At 43.2% G+C, this 17,408-nt stretch carries 17 protein-coding genes; 16 read left to right on the top strand and 1 reads right to left on the bottom strand.

The window, feature by feature from the left end:
- The first annotated feature begins 4 nt into the window (after nt 1-4).
- The 16 genes from KHM83_RS06525 to KHM83_RS06450 all read left to right on the top strand — a co-directional run bounded on the left by KHM83_RS06525 (nt 5) and on the right by KHM83_RS06450 (nt 16,858).
- Nucleotides 5-985, top strand: a complete 981-nt coding sequence (locus tag KHM83_RS06525; protein WP_213236152.1) for an ABC transporter ATP-binding protein — start codon at nt 5-7, stop codon at nt 983-985.
- Nucleotides 982-1,944, top strand: a complete 963-nt coding sequence (locus tag KHM83_RS06520; RefSeq protein WP_213236151.1) for an ABC transporter ATP-binding protein — start codon at nt 982-984, stop codon at nt 1,942-1,944. The genes KHM83_RS06525 and KHM83_RS06520 overlap by 4 nt, the downstream gene beginning before the upstream one ends.
- 118 nt (nt 1,945-2,062) lie before the next feature.
- Nucleotides 2,063-2,887 carry a carbon-nitrogen hydrolase family protein gene (locus KHM83_RS06515; RefSeq protein WP_213236149.1) on the top strand — a complete coding sequence of 275 codons (825 nt, stop codon included), beginning with the start codon at nt 2,063-2,065 and terminating at the stop codon, nt 2,885-2,887.
- Nucleotides 2,888-2,967: 80 nt separating this feature from the next.
- Nucleotides 2,968-4,158 carry a MalY/PatB family protein gene (locus KHM83_RS06510; protein WP_213236147.1) on the top strand — a complete coding sequence of 397 codons (1,191 nt, stop codon included), beginning with the start codon at nt 2,968-2,970 and terminating at the stop codon, nt 4,156-4,158.
- A 391-nt stretch (nt 4,159-4,549) separates the two neighbouring features.
- Complete coding sequence (locus KHM83_RS06505) at nt 4,550-4,918, top strand: BlaI/MecI/CopY family transcriptional regulator (RefSeq protein ID WP_213236145.1); 369 nt, start codon at nt 4,550-4,552, stop codon at nt 4,916-4,918.
- Entirely contained in the window at nt 4,915-7,197 is a 2,283-nt protein-coding gene (locus tag KHM83_RS06500; protein WP_213236143.1) for a M56 family metallopeptidase, read from the top strand. The genes KHM83_RS06505 and KHM83_RS06500 overlap by 4 nt, the downstream gene beginning before the upstream one ends.
- Nucleotides 7,198-7,432: 235 nt before the next feature.
- A complete protein-coding gene (locus KHM83_RS06495) occupies nt 7,433-7,648 on the top strand; it encodes a CsbD family protein (RefSeq protein ID WP_213236141.1) in 216 nt (71 codons plus the stop codon).
- 237 nt (nt 7,649-7,885) lie between these two features.
- Complete coding sequence (locus tag KHM83_RS06490) at nt 7,886-9,724, top strand: putative Na+/H+ antiporter (RefSeq protein ID WP_213236140.1); 1,839 nt, start codon at nt 7,886-7,888, stop codon at nt 9,722-9,724.
- 13 nt (nt 9,725-9,737) lie between these two features.
- Complete coding sequence (locus KHM83_RS06485) at nt 9,738-10,253, top strand: ATP-binding protein (protein ID WP_213236139.1); 516 nt, start codon at nt 9,738-9,740, stop codon at nt 10,251-10,253.
- On the top strand, nt 10,250-10,537 hold the full coding sequence (locus tag KHM83_RS06480) for an STAS domain-containing protein (protein WP_213236138.1): 288 nt from the start codon (nt 10,250-10,252) through the stop codon (nt 10,535-10,537). The genes KHM83_RS06485 and KHM83_RS06480 overlap by 4 nt, the downstream gene beginning before the upstream one ends.
- Nucleotides 10,538-10,552: 15 nt before the next feature.
- Nucleotides 10,553-11,719 carry a SpoIIE family protein phosphatase gene (locus KHM83_RS06475; protein WP_213236136.1) on the top strand — a complete coding sequence of 389 codons (1,167 nt, stop codon included), beginning with the start codon at nt 10,553-10,555 and terminating at the stop codon, nt 11,717-11,719.
- Between the two features lie 254 nt (nt 11,720-11,973).
- The gene (locus KHM83_RS06470; protein WP_213236135.1) at nt 11,974-12,393 is read left to right on the top strand and encodes a YjdF family protein; all 420 of its coding nucleotides are present in this window, start codon (nt 11,974-11,976) and stop codon (nt 12,391-12,393) included.
- A gap of 379 nt (nt 12,394-12,772) precedes the next feature.
- Nucleotides 12,773-13,444 (top strand): response regulator transcription factor, encoded by a 672-nt coding sequence (locus tag KHM83_RS06465; RefSeq protein ID WP_213236134.1) that lies wholly within the window; start codon nt 12,773-12,775, stop codon nt 13,442-13,444.
- Between the two features lies 1 nt (nt 13,445).
- Nucleotides 13,446-14,900 (top strand): HAMP domain-containing sensor histidine kinase, encoded by a 1,455-nt coding sequence (locus KHM83_RS19940; protein ID WP_213236133.1) that lies wholly within the window; start codon nt 13,446-13,448, stop codon nt 14,898-14,900.
- Between the two features lie 135 nt (nt 14,901-15,035).
- Nucleotides 15,036-16,187 (top strand): hypothetical protein, encoded by a 1,152-nt coding sequence (locus KHM83_RS06455; RefSeq protein ID WP_213236128.1) that lies wholly within the window; start codon nt 15,036-15,038, stop codon nt 16,185-16,187.
- A gap of 23 nt (nt 16,188-16,210) precedes the next feature.
- The gene (locus KHM83_RS06450; RefSeq protein ID WP_213236127.1) at nt 16,211-16,858 is read left to right on the top strand and encodes a hypothetical protein; all 648 of its coding nucleotides are present in this window, start codon (nt 16,211-16,213) and stop codon (nt 16,856-16,858) included.
- A 49-nt stretch (nt 16,859-16,907) separates the two neighbouring features.
- On the opposite strand, the gene KHM83_RS06445 is transcribed toward KHM83_RS06450, so the two are convergent.
- A complete protein-coding gene (locus KHM83_RS06445) occupies nt 16,908-17,363 on the bottom strand; it encodes a DMT family transporter (protein ID WP_213236126.1) in 456 nt (151 codons plus the stop codon).
- Between the last annotated feature and the right edge of the window lie 45 nt (nt 17,364-17,408).

The following is a 17,408-nucleotide window of genomic DNA, read 5'->3' as shown; positions in this document are numbered from 1 at the left end:
GGCTATGAGGGATACGTTATTAGAAATTAAAAATTTAAAAGTCATATACAGTACAGATGGCAAAGTGGTTGAAGCAGTCAATCACATTGATTTAAAGATTCACAAAGGTGAAGCGCTGGGGCTTATTGGTGAAACAGGTGCGGGAAAGACGACGACAGCGCTTAGTATACTCAATTTGATACCCAACCCACCCGGTAAAATCGTCGAAGGCGAAATCTGCTATTGTGGACAAAATCTCCTAAAACTGTCACAAAGAGATATGCGTGCAGTTCGAGGGAATAAAATATCCATGATCTTTCAAGATCCCATGACGGCGCTCAACCCCGTTATGACCGTTGGCGATCAAATTGCCGAAGTCATTAGACTGCACCAAAAGATGCCGCGGGACGAAGCCTATATTAAAGCACAGGAAATGCTGGAAACGGTGGGCATTCCCGGTAATCGACTCAAGGATTTTCCGCATCAATTTTCAGGCGGCATGAAGCAGCGCGTTGTCATCGCCATTTCGCTGGCATGTAATCCGGAACTGCTTATTGCTGACGAGCCGACGACGGCACTGGATGTAACCATTCAGGAGCAAGTGCTCGACTTGATGGAAAAACTGCAAAAAGAATTTAATACGTCGCTTTTGATGATTACACACGACCTCGGCGTCGTTGCAGAGGTGTGCGAAACTGTTGCCATTATGTATGCTGGCGAAATTGTTGAATACGGAACCATTGAGCAGGTTTACAATGATACAAAACATCCGTATACAAGAGGCCTGTTTGATTCTATTCCGAAGTTTCATGAAGATGTTAAGCGCCTTAAACCGATTAAAGGACAGATGCCAAACCCGGCCAATCTGCCGGTCGGATGCAATTTTGCCGATAGATGCCCGGACGTCATGCCAAGGTGCCGCGAGAGTGAACCCGTGGTGATTGACGTTGGTGAGAACCACCTCGTAAAATGTTATAAATATATCGGTGGAGGTGATCAGGCATGAGCACTTTATTAGAAGTTAAAAATCTAAAAAAGCATTTTAAAACACCGAATGGAATGCTTCACGCTGTGGACGGTGTCAGCCTAAAAATTGAGACACAGAAGACATTGGGCGTTGTGGGCGAATCAGGCTGCGGCAAATCGACACTTGGCAGAACGATTGTCCATTTGCTCCCTAAAACCAGCGGCGAGATCTATTTCGAAGGTGAAGATATTACCAATATCGATAAAACGGCATTAAAAGCGCTGAGACCCAATATGCAAATGATTTTTCAAGATCCTTATTCGTCGCTAAATCCCAGAATGTCTGTATTTCAGACTATTTCAGAACCTTTGGTGATCAATCGGGTTGAAACAGATCGATCTAAACTCACGAAAAGGGTTTTCGAGCTCATGGATATTGTAGGGCTTTCAGCCGATTTGGCAAATTGCTTTCCACATGAACTCGATGGCGGGAGGCGACAACGGATTGGCGTGGCCCGTGCGCTGGCACTTAAACCGAAGTTTATCGTCTGCGATGAACCCGTATCGGCGCTGGATGTATCTATTCAGGCGCAGATTTTAAATCTCATGCAGGATTTGCAGGATGAGCTGGGACTGACCTATCTATTTATTACGCACGATTTGTCAGTGGTTAAGCATATTTCAGATGATATACTCGTGATGTACATGGGCAAGATGGTGGAATACACATCGTCATCACAGCTCTTTAAAAATCGTTTGCATCCGTATACCAAGGCGCTTCTGGCTGCAGTGCCAATTGCAGAAGTCGGGGCAAAAAAAGAGCGCAGCTTATTAAAAGGTGAAATTTCATCACCGGTTAATCCGAAACCGGGATGTCGATTTGCATCACGATGTGCGTATGTTAAGGATAAATGTCGTACAGAAGAACCTGTTTTTGAAGCTGTGACCGAAGGTCACTACGTCGCTTGCCATTATGTTAAGGAAATCAATCAGCTATAAAAAACCTACGCTATAAAATGTCGGCCAGCAGTGAATGGCTGGCCGACAATAATGTGACGCAAGTATCAATAACAATACATGATGACGTAAGATTGGTATATAATAGAAAGGTAGTGCTATGAGAACATATAAAATCGGCATGATACAAATGGACACGGGCGGTGACCGTGATGATAATTTAAAACGTATTGAAGCGTTTATTGCAAAGGCAAAATCTGAGGATGTTGCCCTAATTGCATTGCCAGAAGTCATGAACCGCATGACTGCGGATCGCACCATAGATACTTCCGAGCCATTGGATGGCCCAACGATTACATTTATGAAAGCATGTGCAAAGAAGTACGGCATGTGGATTCATTGCGGCAGCATCAGAGAAAGGCAAGCGGAAGGCTTGCCGTACAACACGACGGTGTTGTTGAATCCCGAAGGTGAAACGGTTTCGATTTATCGAAAAATTCATCTATATGATGTTGATATTCCGGGAAAAGTAACCGCACTTGAATCTTCGCGCAATAAAGCGGGCGGTGATGTGGTTTCCGTTGAAACGTCAATTGGGCATTTGGGATTGACCATCTGTTATGATCTTAGATTTCCTGAACTTTTCAGATTGCTTTCGCTGCAGGGCTCAGAAATCATCTTTGTACCTGCAAACTTTGCCTATGCAACTGGTGAAGCACATTGGGAAACGCTTTTAAGAGCGCGTGCCATCGAAAACGGATGTTACATTATTGCATCAGCTCAAACGGGTGAGAAACGCGAAAACATTCATTCCTATGGTCATAGCCTGATGATTAACCCATGGGGCGAAATTATTGCGGAAATTGAAAAAGAAGAAGCCATGGTGATTGCAACCGTAGATCTCGATATGGTAACCCGTATGAGAGATGAGTTGCCAAGCTTAAAGAATAGACGTCCAGACGTATATCGACTCGAAACGGTTTAAAGGTATTCAAATTCGCATAATGTTGTGCGACTATATTAAACGTATGAAAAAATGCGTTAAATCAAAGGAGGCTTTTCGACATGCAGTATCAATTTGACAAAATTATTGATCGAAAAAATACCAATTCAGTAAAATGGGAACCCAATGTTTTAAAAACGATGTTTGGCGATGAAGAGATGCTGCCAATGTGGGTGGCGGATATGGACTTTAAATGTCCTGATCCCGTTGTAGAGGCGTTGGTAAAAAGAGCTGAACACGGAATCTATGGTTATGCGGACATTGACGAATCCTATTATGAAGCGATTGTTGACTGGAATGCTCGCCGCAATAACTGGCAGCTTGATAAATCGTGGATCGTCTTTACACCCGGTGTCGTTCCCGCAGTGAATTATTTAGTTCAGACGTTCTGCAAAACGGGCGATAAAGTGATTATTCAAAATCCCGTCTATTATCCGTTCTCAATGGCCATTAATAACAACGGTGCTGGCATTGTGCTCAATCCGTTGAAAGAAGAAGCCGGCGACTACGTTATGGATTATGAAGATCTTGAAGCAAAAGTAAAAGATCCTCGTGTTAGAATGCTGATTCTATGCAGCCCGCACAATCCTGTGGGGCGTGTCTGGCGAAAAGAAGAACTGGAACGCCTTGGTGAAATTTGTTTAGCAAATGATGTCTTGGTCGTTGCAGATGAAATTCACTCAGACCTCATCATGAGCGGGCATCAGCATACGCCGTTTGCAAGCATTTCAGAATCTTTTGCCAACAACAGCATTACCTGTGTGGCACCATCTAAAACATTTAACCTCGCAGGGCTTCAAGTATCGAATATTATTATTCCGAACGATAAACTGCGAAAGGAATATCAAGTAACGCTTGAAAACAATGCGATTCGTCATCCGAATACCTTTGGGATTGTGGCGCTGGAAGCGGCGTATACAAAAGGCGAACCATGGCTGGAAGCTGTTTTAGCATACATTGAAGGCAATATGGACTTTATCAAAAAGTTTGTAGACGAGCGTTTACCGGGCGTAACCTTTAAAAAGCCAGAGGGAACCTATCTGGCATGGCTCGACTTTAGAGGGCTTAATATGGATCAAAGCTCACTTGAAAAGTGGATGCAAAGAGATCTGAAACTGGCACTTGATGAAGGTTATATCTTTGGCAGCGGCGGTGAAGGCTTTGAACGCATCAACGCGGCGTGTCCTCGATCATTGATCGAAGAAGCGCTTGGCCGAATCGAACGCGGCATTAAGGCACTGAACAGCAAATAGGTAAATTTATTAGATTTTCAAATGACGCAATTGGCCGAATGTAAAATGATTTAAGAACAATCGGTACTTAACGAAGTGAATAGAATTTAGAATATTAAGATTGCCGACGGGATAACCTGTCGGCAATTTTTTATAGTGCATTAGCGGCACACTTTTCTTTAATAGATAAGCAAGATCAAAAAACAATTGACAAAGCTGTCTAATGACGTTAGACTATAGTTGTCTAATGATATTAGACAGCATGCGACGCTTGATGCAGCGATTAGATTGGTTAAGTTAATTTGAATCGTTGAAGTTGTAAATTGATTAACATATGAAGCGATAAAAAGCATTGAAATTTTAACGAATGAAATGCGTTAAGATGATATTTAACAAAGAAGAGGTGCAAGGTGTGGAATTGTTAAAGCTAGGTGAAATGGAAATGAAATTTGCAGAGATGATCTGGGAACAGGCACCGGTAACGACGCGGGTGCTCATACAGGAAGCAAAAACGACATTTGATTGGAAACGAACGACGACATATACCATGTTAAAAAGATTGTGTGATCGAGGATTGTTTCAAAATAAAGACGGGGTGGTCGTTGTTTTGATGACCAAGGAAGCTTTTCTGGCGGCACGGGGAGAACAGTTTATTAATGATGCTTATGGGGGTTCTCTGCCCAAATTTATCACCGCTTTTGCGAAACATTCGAAACTTGGCGATCGGGAGATCGAAGCGCTTGAAGCACTTATTGCAGCTTATAAGGATGGCGATCAATGATGGATACAATATTAACAAAACTGTTAACGATGAGTGTGAACACAACAATTGCCATTGGCTGTGTTTTTGCTTTGCGCATACTGTTTCGAAACATGCATAAGCGACACGTTTATCTGCTTTGGTCAGTAGTGCTTTATCGCATGATTTGGCCGTTCTCGATGCATTCGATGGTCGTGGCTTTCAGTCAATGGGCAAAATCGATAGGGGTATCAAGTCATCGGGAATTCGAGACAGCAGCGGCAGCAATTGATGGCGTCGTAGCACAATCACAGCGATTGTCTGTAACGGCACCCGTGGTCAATGCGGTGACGCGGCGTGTCGTGCCAGATGGTGTCATGATACATTCAGATGCTATGTGGGAACGTTTGGTGATTATTATTTGGGTACTAGGTATTTTGGCAGTACTTGGAAAGGGGATTGCTTCGGCAATTCAATTGCAGCATCAGCTGCGCTATGCTGAAAAAGTTGCAGATCAGGCATTGATTTATACGTTGCCTGGTATTGAGACGCCATTTGTTATGGGAATCATAAAACCTGTGATTTACGTACCGCTAGGTTTTGATTTACAGGCGAATCATACTGTTTTACAGCATGAAAAAATGCATATCGTGCGAAAAGATATGCTCTTTAGGCTCATTGGCTATGCGGCAGTAAGCGTTCACTGGTTTAATCCATTGGTATGGCTGGCGTATAGAGTCTCTGAGGCGGATATGGAAATGGCCTGTGACGAGGCGGTTATTGAAAATCTTGGTGAAAGCATAAAGCCCGCTTATGCGACGGCAATTCTCAAGACGGCATCCATGCATACCGCGCAGGGCGTCGGCTTTGGCAAAGGCGATATTAAACAGCGAATTAAACGCGTGTTAAAATATAAACAGCAAAAACGCCTGTTGGTGTGGTCGAGTATTGGCATCTGCTTCATTTGTGCTGTTGGCGTATTGCTGGTGACACAGCGTGAAGCTCCGGCAGCGATGCCTGATCGATCAGCAGTATTAGAGCTCATTGAACCTGTTGACGTTGAGACGCTCTATGCCAATCGTACACTTTATGTTGGGGACAATTCAAAAGTCGTCGGTATTTTGAGCGGTCTTTCAATGCCGGAGGCATTAACCTATGGGGGTGTTGCGCTGCAAACTTCTGAATTGCCTTATGGGGTTACGATACCTCTGACGACAAAAGACGATGCTTATCTCGAACAATGGGGTGATCATAAGGATGCCATTGGCGATCCCAGTGCTTCGATGATTTTGAATCGAAATGCGGCGATATTGCTAGCGCTGATTGACAATGCATCGTGGGTGCGGTATGAAATCAATTCACTGCATGAAGGGCGATCATACACTTTTGACCGTGAATGGGCAGATTCTTTATTTCAGCGTGATATTCGAATGTTTGGTGAGTCTGAAAGCTCACTTGCAAATCTTGCCAATGTGATGAATAATGCATTGCCGGATCAAGTGATCACAAATGCGCTGACGGCGTACTTGCGTTCGAACACAGGTTTTAATGGCGGCGGTGCTGCTGAAAGTCAAAGCGAAGCGTTGATTGAGACGACGTCCTACACACCGCTTGGGATGATTGTTTCGGACAGCAATAACGATTCGGTGACGGTTTATACGGCGGCGATGGCATGTGATTTTACCAAACAGGATGGGCGGCTGATTGAACAGCAGCGTATCGAAACGCCGGTGCTGATGACACTGCAAGTGACGGAACAGGGAATATATGAACTCATAGAGATCCGGACGCCTAATACAGCAGAACAAGCTGAAACATGGCGAACCGTTCATAAAAATGTGGCAGATCCAATACCGCTTACATCGTATACAGTTCCAAATGCGATTGCGTGTTATCAGCAGGCGATTGCTGAAGCGGTATTGCCACCGGAGGCGATAAAGGTGTGGATTGAAGCGTTGATTGCCGAAATCGAATCTTCACCGGCGCTCAGTTCGGCACCTGGCGATTATATTGAGACGCATCGTGATGCTTATGACGAACTCGTTTATTTGGGGCGCGAAACACTGAAATATGGTTTTGCAGCCTTTGAAAACGGCGGCTTGAAGGGACTTGATGGTCATCTTGTTGCAATCGCGTGTCTCGATATTATCCCTGCTTTAGGTGAACCGCTAGCAAGCGAAGCAATGGTTGAGACGGGCTATGACTGGTATACAGTTTATCGGACGCAGACGCTTGGACATTTTGAAGCAATGCCGGATGACGCGGTTTTTCAGAAAGCCTATCCGGCAGGCGCTGTTCTCATGTCGATTATTGAAAAGTGATGAAAATAGGTGTTTAAGAGAATTGATTATTTTAAGATAATCATAATGTTATCTGAATCAATCAAACAACTTAAATGCCTTTTATTTTTTTGTTTTTTAGTAATTTCATCAAATACTTTAAGTGTATTTGGTGAGATTGATTAATCGTTTATTGATTTACATAAAATTGATTAAAATTTATCAAAATAGGTATACATAGAATGACGAAATCAGTAAAAATGAAGGAGGCTTTATCATGAATCGCAATCAACTGGAAATTGAATGGGATGAAATGAAAGAAGAAGTCAAAATGAGATGGGATGAGCTGACAGATAATGATCTGGATGAGATCGAAGCTAATCTCGAAAGCTTGGTTGGTATTATTGAAAAACGCTGCGGCGTATCACATGCGGAGGCTGAAAAAGAAGTGAATGATTTCAGTCATGCATGGGTTAATCGAAATTTCCAATAACAGAGGAAAGGAACAGTAAGGGCGTATGGTAAAACGACATCATGAACGGCACTGAAAAGACAGCTTTCGCAAGGGGGCTGTTTTTTCATGCAAAGAGGATCCAAACCTGTAAAAGTGTCTCTGGGGGAATTGACAGGCGATTAATATTGCCGTTTGGAGGACTATTCGTATAAGCAAATGATAGTATTGCCGAGATCTGGGTATCCTTTTGATATATCCCATTTTTGAGGTGCTCCCATGTATGAAAAGTTGTGTACAGTAAATGAAAAATTGAGTTTTTTTCGACATCATCGAATGATTTTATTAATGGTCATTGGCATTTTTTTACTGTTTTTTTTGCAGTCGGCCGCGTTTGCAAACGGTACTGAAGAGGCGGCGGTTTTCCCAAGATCAGATTTGAGTTATGAAGACCAAGCGATGACCGGCTATTTTAATATATTGGCGCATCGTGCTGCGGTAGAACCCTTTAATGTCATTGCGTTGGTGATTTTTGTACTCGCCATCGCCCATACACTGTTGACCAGTTTTTTTACGGGACTTGCGCATCGTTTGGAGCATGAATATGAGTTGCTGATTAAAGAAGGTCTTCGCGATAAGCACTCACATTCGATCCCTGCCAGTTTTTTTCACTTATTGGGCGAAATAGAAGTGGTCTTTGGATTTTGGGCGGTTTTTCTGGCTATTGCCATTGCGACTTATTATGATTGGTCGACATTTGTACACTATGTCGAAGGGCTTGAATATATTGAACCGCTCTTTGTTATTGTGATTATGGTGATTGCCTCTTCGCGACCGATTATTAAACTCTTTGAACTCGTCCTTTGGCGCATTGTCAGAATCATTGGCGATTCGCTTGAGACATGGTGGGTACTCATATTATTTTTATCGGGTATTCTGGGTGCATTTATCACGGAACCTGCTGCCATGGCTGTTTCGGCGTTGCTACTTGCAGATAAGTTTTATAGTCTTGGGCCATCTAAAAGATTGAAATATGCGACACTGGCGTTGCTCTTCGTCAACATCTCAATTGGCGGTTCATTGACCAATTTTGCATCGCCGCCGGTGATGATGGTAGCGGGGCCTTGGTCTTGGGATATGAATTTTATGCTGACCACATTTGGTTGGAAGACACTTCTGGCACTGGTTGCCAATACGGCAAGTTATTACATATTGATTCGAGGTGAACTTGGAGATATGAAGGAAGCCTACGAAAATGCAAAATTTAAACGTTATATACAGCGGCGTTTCATTAGTCAAAAGGAACTTGAAGAGAATTTTACGGAACTGGAAAAACTGGTGGATAAACGCGTTCACTTTACGTCTGAACTCAATGCATACAGCATTATTCTGAAAGAAAACATCAAGGATTTGGCTCACGAAAAACTGACGCCTGAAGAGTGTGAAAAATATGATATCAGCAATGCCATCGACGAAAAATTTGATGGGATTGTAATGGAAGAAATGGCGAAGTCCATCCCGGGACTTACAAAGTCATCAGGTTTGACGACAATCTACGATTCACACTGGGATGAGCGGGAAGATCAAGTTCCCTATTGGATTATGGGTGTCCATGTGTTTTTCCTCGTTTGGACAGTGATTCATGCTGAGACACCAGTCCTTTTCTTAGCGGGTTTTCTTTTCTTTCTCGGTTTTTATCAAGTCACTGAATTTTATCAAAACAGGTTGGATTTAAAGTCTCCATTGCTTGTCGCATTCTTTTTATCGGGCATTATGATTCATGGGACGCTGCAAGCTTGGTGGATTGCCCCGTTACTTGGAAGATTAAACCCTTTGCATCTCAATATTGCAGCAACGGTTTTAACGGCTTTTAATGACAATGCCGCCATTACTTATTTAAGTACGCTGGTACCGGATTTCCCAGCATCTATGCGTTATGCTGTCGTATCAGGCGCTTTGACTGGCGGGGGGCTTACCATTATTGCCAATGCACCAAACCCTATTGGTCAGTCTGTGCTAAAACGTTTTTTTGAAACGGGTATTTCTGCGGGCAAACTTTTTCAATATGCTCTGCTGCCAACATTGCTAACGGCGCTGATCTATAATTTCTTTTCCTGATAGGAGGCTTTTTATGGTGATTTATGAAACGACATTTCACTCGACATTCGAATTGGTGGATGAAAAAGCGAAAGAAGCGCTGATGCTGTTAAAAGCCAGAGAAATTGACTGGATGTCTCATACGCTTTTTAAAATCAATTTTGTACTCAGAGAGCTGTTAAATAATGCAGTGGAACACGGCAATGCATTTGATCCGCAAAAAAAAGTCTTTTTGAGAATCGAATCAAGAGATCAACTGTTTATTTTTACAATTCGAGATGAGGGGTCAGGTATTTGCATGGATGTAGCATCCTCTGATGCAGGTGTCGCAGAAAAAGTGCCAAGGCACGACAAGACCTATCATGCAATTTGTGCCAATGAGACACTGGAGCGTCTGAAACATTCGGCGGATGAGACCGAGTCGGACGTTGATGCACTCGCTGACCGACGACGAGGATTAGAAACGATTAGACGGCTGGAATTTGAGCTAAATATAACGGGAAACACCATCGTTGCGACGTTGGATTTGAGTAAGGAGGCGATGCAATGAATCATTTGAAAATGACAATTAAGGATGGCTTAACGGCCAACAACGTTGCAGCTTATCAAAAAGAAGTTGAACAAATTTTTACGGAGATCGATGATTTTAATGAACTTATATTAGACTTGGCAGGCAATGACAATATTGATTCAACAGGTGTTACCTTTATTATCAGTGTTTTTAAACGTGCAAAGGGTATGGAAAAACATTTTAGAGTTATTGGCGCCAATGCGGATGTACAGATGTTGTTTAAACTGATGAAGCTCGATCAGTTTTTTGAAATGAGTGATTGATTCGGGGGTGATGATTTGGGTTACTGTATTCTCATTGCAGATGATGCTAATATGAATCGGATGCTGGTTAAGGAAATTTTATCGCAAAGTTTACAAAATGTAACGTTTGAAGAGGCGGCAAATGGGTTAGAAGTTTTAGAGATTGTTTCAAAGAAGCAGATTGACCTCATAATGCTGGATTTAATTATGCCGAAAATGGATGGCTATGAAACGCTGAAAAAACTTAAGAGTCATGAACGAAGCCGAGATATTCCGGTTATCGTCAACAGTTCCATTCGGGAGATTGCCTCGATAGAGAGCACGTTGAAAAGCGGTGCAGTGGACTACTTTACGAAGCCTTTGTCACCGGATGATATGAACATTATCTTGCCGCTCAAAGCAAAAAACGCACTGATTATGTATGAGCAGAGCCGGACTATTTTTGAGCTTAATCGGGAAATTCAGGAAGAACTTAAAAATGCCAATGTCTTTGCCAATATTATGCTGCCGAAGTCGGATAGTTTTGAAGACATAGATCTCTATATTAAGTATCAGCCATCACTTGGGATTGGCGGCGATTTTTTTGACTGCGTTGAGAGAGATGGGCGCGTCTACTTTATGATCGCAGATGTGACGGGACATGGTATTGCAGCCGGTATGGCATCGTCCATGGTTAAAATTCTGTTCCGAAAGTGTGTCGATCATACAGCGTATATGCCGCATGAAATTCTGGAAGATATGAACCGAGCGATCTTTGAATACTTTGATTTTGCAGGGAGAGATCATTACTTTGTCTTCACGGCATTCGTAGGGATTATTGATCATGGCAAACTCTACTATGCCAATGCCGGACAGCCATATCCACTTATTTATATTTCATCGGAAGACGTGATACAGACCATTGAACAAAATGGCTTTATCGTTGGTATTTTTGATGATATTGCATTTGAAACGGAAGTGATCCCCTTTGAAAGTGACGACAGCATTTTTCTCTATACAGATGGTCTTTTCTGTTCCGGTGAAGCATCGGATATAACGGCGTGGACAGAGGTCAAAAAAGTAGCAGAAAAGTTCCAAACAATGTGGACGCAATCACCAAAAGATTTTCTGGACGAAGTACTCTATGCCTTTCATATGATTCACAAATCGAAAGAGACACACTTTAACGACGATGTAGCAATGATGGTGTTAAAGGGCAAATAAAAGACAGTACAGCCAACGATAAGGACAGAAGACAATAAGGCTGATGCTGTCAAAGCGAGGGCTTAAATTCGGTTGATGTGACGCTATAAGATGTGTTAAACTGAAAATGTACGTGTACAGGATAAAAACACGATCCGGTTGGTAGTCCGGATGCGGTTTATGGAGAAAGATGATAGAGCGCTGTAAAACCGTCAGTAACCTGCCCTCCTGGGTTGTCCATTCTTGAAAAAATGCCGTTCAAATAAGGAGGGAATATGAGCATTTTTTTAAGAGGACAGTTAACCGTTTTTTTTGAATCACCCTATTGGGTCGGCGTTTTTGAACGCTGGACTGAGGGGACTTTTCAGGCGAGTAAGGTAACCTTTGGTGCTGAACCGAGTACAGCTGAAGTCTATGTATTTTTAATGAATCAATACAAGCATTTGACTTTTAGTGAAGGCGTTGATGATGGCACGGCGGTGAAAACGATAAACCCCAAGCGATTGCAGCGCGCGATTCATCGGCAGACGATTGATCAGGATGTGCGTTCCAAAGCTCAGGCAGTTATTGCCGCGCAATATGAAGCGCAGAAATGTGTTCGGCGCAAAGCGGCCAAAGAACGCAGTGCTTTAACAGCTGCGGCTCGATATGAACAGAAACAAGTGAAAAAGAAGCAAAAAAAGCGTGGCCATTAATGGCTGAAAATGTCTGAAGCCGCGGGAACCGAAAAGCGTTCCCGCGGTTTTTAATGTGCCTTGAAGGATCAAAAGATGGAAAATCTCATCATAATCTTTAGCGTTTTCTTTACGACTGCCGTATTTTTTTACGATTGGATACATTTTGTTTATATTTCCTTTTTATAATGGGAGAGAGTATCCAATGAAAACTGAAAAATGATGCGGTTGATTGATAGTATTTACTGAGGGTCACCGGTTACAATTAAATGAAGGATACAAATAAATGAAGGATGCAAAAGTGATGTTTAAGGAATTTGCATAATCGCCTTAAAATTGCCTCATTTAGAAGCTGATTCACATTAAAGAGCAATTGTCATAAAATAAAAAAGGGGGAACCATGCCTGAAAAAATATTAATTGCAGATGATGAAGCCGGTATTGTCAGTGCAGTCAGTTATGCCTTAAAACGAGAGGGGTACACGGTAGAAACGGCATGCAATGGGCGCGAAGCACTGACACTGGCGGCGCAGTTTAAACCGGATATACTAATTCTTGATATTATGATGCCTGAACTCAGTGGTTTAGAGGTTTGCAAAGCGATGGAGGGCAATTCGTCCGCGGGGATTATATTACTGACAGCAAAAGATGATATTGTCGATAAAGTGCTGGGGCTGGCTTTTGGTGCAGACGATTATCTGACAAAACCGTTCGATATGCGCGAATTGATGGCACGTGTCAAAGCGCTGATTAGACGGCTTGGAAAAGAAGCAACCGCAGTGCAGTATCAATATGACGCGATTTGTGTGATTCCGTCCAGACGTGAAGCGCGAGTTGATGGACGTATACTTTCATTGACGCCAAAAGAGTTTGATCTGCTGGCGTTATTGGTCGCACACCCCGGTAGGGTTTATGAACGCGAGATGCTACTGGATATGCTTTGGGAGATGACCTATGAAGGCGGTACCCGAACAGTTGATATTCACGTTCAAAGGCTTAGGAAGAAATTAGGTACGGCGTATGAGCATTTAATCCAAACGGTTTATGGCGTTGGCTATAAAATTGGAGGTTGATGTGAAGCAGAGCATCAAATTTAAAACGGGGTTCTTTTTAGCGACGATTCTGCTGATTGCCATAACGGCATTGAGTGCCTTGGTTCTCTTTAATATTCGGAATTATCAGCGACAGGAGTTCGAGCGCACACTTATGGAGCGCGGTGAAATTGCGAATGACTATATTAAGCAGACTTATTTGATGGAGTCCATCGTCGATCCGCAGGCTTTTATCCATACAAGGGCAGCAGCACTGGTAAAGCGATTTGATCTCATCAGTGGGCTTCGGGTTGTCCTCTACGATAGAGATGGTGAAATTATCGCAGACTCAAGGTCTTATTTACCGACAGTGGCCGTTGAGAAAATGATGCCGTATGCGCTGGACGGGCAGAATGTGTATGTACAGCGCGGTAATACGGTTCATTTTTTAACACCGCTCAGCAATACGAATCAGCAAATCGGCGTTTTGCGATACGATGACGATGTATCGGCAATGAATGCTTTTTACGGACTGATGACAAAACGGTTGATGTCGATGGCAGGCATTGTCTTTGTCGTAACGTTAGTTGGGGCGATTGTCTTTAGTCATCCGCTGACAAAAGGATTGGCACAGTTAACAGCGTCTGCGGCAGCTATTGAGGCTGGTCGACCGAAAGAGGTGGTGCGGCTGGTACGAAAGGATGAACTTGGTGAACTCAGCGAGGCCATTTGGCATATGGGTGAAACCATAGCGAGGCAAATGAACGCGCTGCATTCAGAACAGGATAAGCTGCGTCATGCTGTTGACGATTTGGAAGCAATGGGACAGCATCAGAAACGCTTCATTGGCAATGTGACACATGAATTCAGAACGCCGTTGACAGTGATCAAGGCCTACGCTGACTTGATTCAAATGTATGAATCCGATAGGGAACTGCACGGTGAAGCTGCCGCTTATATTCAAAAGGAAGTCAGTCGGCTTTCAGAAATGGTCAATCGCGTATTGCGTTTAACGGCAATGGAGCATTATGATTTTCAGCTCAAGTGTGAGGTCTTAAACTTGGGCGAATGTCTGGAAGTTGCCGTACAGCACGTTCATGGAAAGGCACAGCATCGTGGGCTGGAGATGATACAAGCATTTGAACCGGTTTGCGTCTATGCTGATAGAGAAGCCGTTATGCAAATCGCCATTAATCTCCTCGATAATGCGATTAAATACAATCGGCCAAACGGGAGGATAACCATTCGTTGTTTTGAAATGGATCAGATGGCGTGTTTAGAAGTCGCAGATACGGGCGTGGGCATTTCTGAATCAGAGAAAACTGCGATCTTTGAGCCTTTTTACCGCATTGATCAGAGCCGTGCCGGTGATGATGAAAGCAGCGGCATCGGATTGGCGCTGGTTAAGGGGCTTGTGGAAAAACTGGGTGGACAGATTACAGTCGAAGATGAAGTAACCGGCGGAACGCGATTTACCGTACGGATGCCGATCGCTTAAAATGTCGGAACAAGCAAAGTGATTAAGGATGCGTTTGCAGTGAAGTTGATATTGTTTACAATGTGGATACATTTGTTTATTGTGATGAAAAGATTGAAGCGTATGCTAATAGCATCACTTCGTTAGGAGACGATGATGATTAAGTTTAATCGAATGACAATAAAGCACCGATCTTGGCGAATTTTTTTATTGACGGGTGTGTTGAGCGCTATGAGCATCAGTCTGCTGACAGCCTGCCAATCAGATGCATATCATCGAAAAACTGTTTCAGTGGGTGAGGAAACCCTCGTGATGCTTACACCTCTGGATGATGCAGAAGCATCAGATACTTACATGACGCTGAACAATCGTTTTGACTTTCAGAAAATAGAGCGTTATGAAGGAATGCGTGGTGAAGGCTGGCTTGATGATGATACTGTTTTGGTGACGAGACCCAATGAGGCGATTTCACCGGTGGTTGCTTTTAATGCTGTTCAGACCGTGCAGAGTCTTTATGCATTTCAGCTAAATGACGCAAGGCTGAAACAGCTTTCAGAACCATCAGCCTACATATGGGCGCCGATTATTTCACCGGATAGACAGCATCTTTTTTACGCGAAAGTTATCGATGGCATGACGATGGGTGAGATGTCGGATGCGAATGGCAAGGCGAAAGTAACGGTGGATGTACCAATGGGATATGGGAAGGCGGAATGGCTTAGCAATGATGAAGTCATCGTTCCCTATGGGAAAGACGGTGTTTGTATTATCAATGCAGATCAAACAGTGGATTATATGGATGGTATCGGTAGTATGCAAACGCAGCGTGCAGTGAAAGTTGGTGACAATATCTATTACGTTGGTACAGACCGAACCCTTAAGGCATATGACCTATCGCGAGGGATTCGTTCGACAATTGCCGATGCTGTGTTAGGATTTGAATTGTCGCCTAATCGGGATGCCTTTGCGGTTGAACGTCGTATTGATAATGAGACGGTGTCGCTCGTTCGAATGAACTTAACAGGAGATGAAAACGAAGTGTTGGCTGAAGGCAGTGCGATTTTTGGTATTGAATGGTCGCCTCAGCAGGATAAATTGGCGTATATCGTCATATCAGAAGATGAACAAAAAACGGGCCTACATATTCTTCATTTGAATAAGATGACAGACCTGTTCGTTTCCAGAGAATTTGTCGATGTCGTGGACGGTGTCAAATGGAGCCCATCCGGTGACAAGTTGCTGACGAGCATTGCAGAAACGAAAGCCATGAAAGCAATGGATGTTTCTTATGTCATTTATCTCAAATAGGGCACCGCTGAAAGGAGACACATATGTTTAAACAATCATTGAACCATAAAACGGGTATGCTGAGAGGACAGCGATTGAGAATGCTGTTATTGACGCTTTTAATCAGTGTGCTTGCCACCGTTGCATTAACGGGATGTAAAGATACGACAAGTCAAGATGATCCTCAGAATAATTTGCCAAATAGTGAACAAAGTGATAATGCAGCAGGACAGGATGATGAAGCAGAAGGGCCCATAGAATCTGATGCGACGGAAGGGGAAACGGCAGAAGAAGCGTCTGCTAATGCAGATCATGAAGCGATCGAAACAAAGGATAACAAATTTGAAACCTACATTAGCCTTTTGGGAATGGATGAACAAACGTTGACGGAAACACTAAATGAAACGCCGGAGAAAACGGATGAAGGCGGTCTGGCATTTGAAAACGAAGGGATACGCGTTTGGTTTAACGATAATACCGTTAGTCAAGTGTTCACAACTTCTTCTGAGATCGACTTGGACGGTGTCGTACTCGGCGATACAATTGATGCCTTTAAAACCGTATTTGGAGAGCCAACCAGCGACAGCGACGGCGATATGCACTTTCAATACGGTGATGTTTATCTTTCTGTCAACTATGATGCGGCAACGCAGAAGACAATGGCGCTTTATATTCTAAAAGAAGATTTTTAGAATGGTGATTAGGCTGACAATTATTCCGAATGACCACATTTAGACAGTGTTAAAATTTCTGAATAATATAGACGCCGCCGATTAAGAGAACGAGTCCTATAAGGCGCATGGGATTTAATGCGTGAACAGCATTGCCGAAGAGTCCAAAGTGGTCGAAGAGAATTGAGAGCAGTACTTGACCGAAGATGACCATGCTGAACATATTGGCGAAACCGATTTTCTGAGGTGCGATAATGGACATGAAGATATAAAAGGCGCCAAATAGTCCGCCGGTAAAAAGCCACCAAGGCATGCCTGTGAATAGCGTTTGGCGATCAATAACATAACTCTTATTGAGAATAGAGGCAAAGAAAATAACGGCAAGGCTGAGGGTGCCAACGGCAAAACTTATTAATGATGACAGGACAGGATTGCCAATACTTTGGCGAAGCTGACTGTTAATGCCGACTTGAATGGCGACAGCAGTACCGGCGACAAAAGATAAAAGATAGTAAAGATAGGACATGACTTCCTCCCTTAAAATTAAAATGGCAATTTATTAAGATGTGCA

This window comes from Fusibacter paucivorans, from assembly GCF_018390735.1.
Classification (GTDB): Bacteria; Bacillota; Clostridia; order Peptostreptococcales; family Acidaminobacteraceae; genus Fusibacter; species Fusibacter paucivorans.
Note: the sequence above shows the minus strand (reverse complement) of the source record. Positions and strands in the feature narration are given on the sequence as shown.

Coding starts and splice junctions, on each gene's coding strand:
- KHM83_RS06525 (WP_213236152.1), top strand. CDS start 5: ATGAGGGATACGTTATTAGAAATTAAAAATTTAAAAGTCATATACAGT.
- KHM83_RS06520 (WP_213236151.1), top strand. CDS start 982: ATGAGCACTTTATTAGAAGTTAAAAATCTAAAAAAGCATTTTAAAACA.
- KHM83_RS06515 (WP_213236149.1), top strand. CDS start 2,063: ATGAGAACATATAAAATCGGCATGATACAAATGGACACGGGCGGTGAC.
- KHM83_RS06510 (WP_213236147.1), top strand. CDS start 2,968: ATGCAGTATCAATTTGACAAAATTATTGATCGAAAAAATACCAATTCA.
- KHM83_RS06500 (WP_213236143.1), top strand. CDS start 4,915: ATGATGGATACAATATTAACAAAACTGTTAACGATGAGTGTGAACACA.
- KHM83_RS06495 (WP_213236141.1), top strand. CDS start 7,433: ATGAATCGCAATCAACTGGAAATTGAATGGGATGAAATGAAAGAAGAA.
- KHM83_RS06490 (WP_213236140.1), top strand. CDS start 7,886: ATGTATGAAAAGTTGTGTACAGTAAATGAAAAATTGAGTTTTTTTCGA.
- KHM83_RS06485 (WP_213236139.1), top strand. CDS start 9,738: ATGGTGATTTATGAAACGACATTTCACTCGACATTCGAATTGGTGGAT.
- KHM83_RS06480 (WP_213236138.1), top strand. CDS start 10,250: ATGAATCATTTGAAAATGACAATTAAGGATGGCTTAACGGCCAACAAC.
- KHM83_RS06470 (WP_213236135.1), top strand. CDS start 11,974: ATGAGCATTTTTTTAAGAGGACAGTTAACCGTTTTTTTTGAATCACCC.
- KHM83_RS06465 (WP_213236134.1), top strand. CDS start 12,773: ATGCCTGAAAAAATATTAATTGCAGATGATGAAGCCGGTATTGTCAGT.
- KHM83_RS06455 (WP_213236128.1), top strand. CDS start 15,036: ATGATTAAGTTTAATCGAATGACAATAAAGCACCGATCTTGGCGAATT.
- KHM83_RS06450 (WP_213236127.1), top strand. CDS start 16,211: ATGTTTAAACAATCATTGAACCATAAAACGGGTATGCTGAGAGGACAG.
- KHM83_RS06445 (WP_213236126.1), bottom strand. CDS start 17,363: ATGTCCTATCTTTACTATCTTTTATCTTTTGTCGCCGGTACTGCTGTC.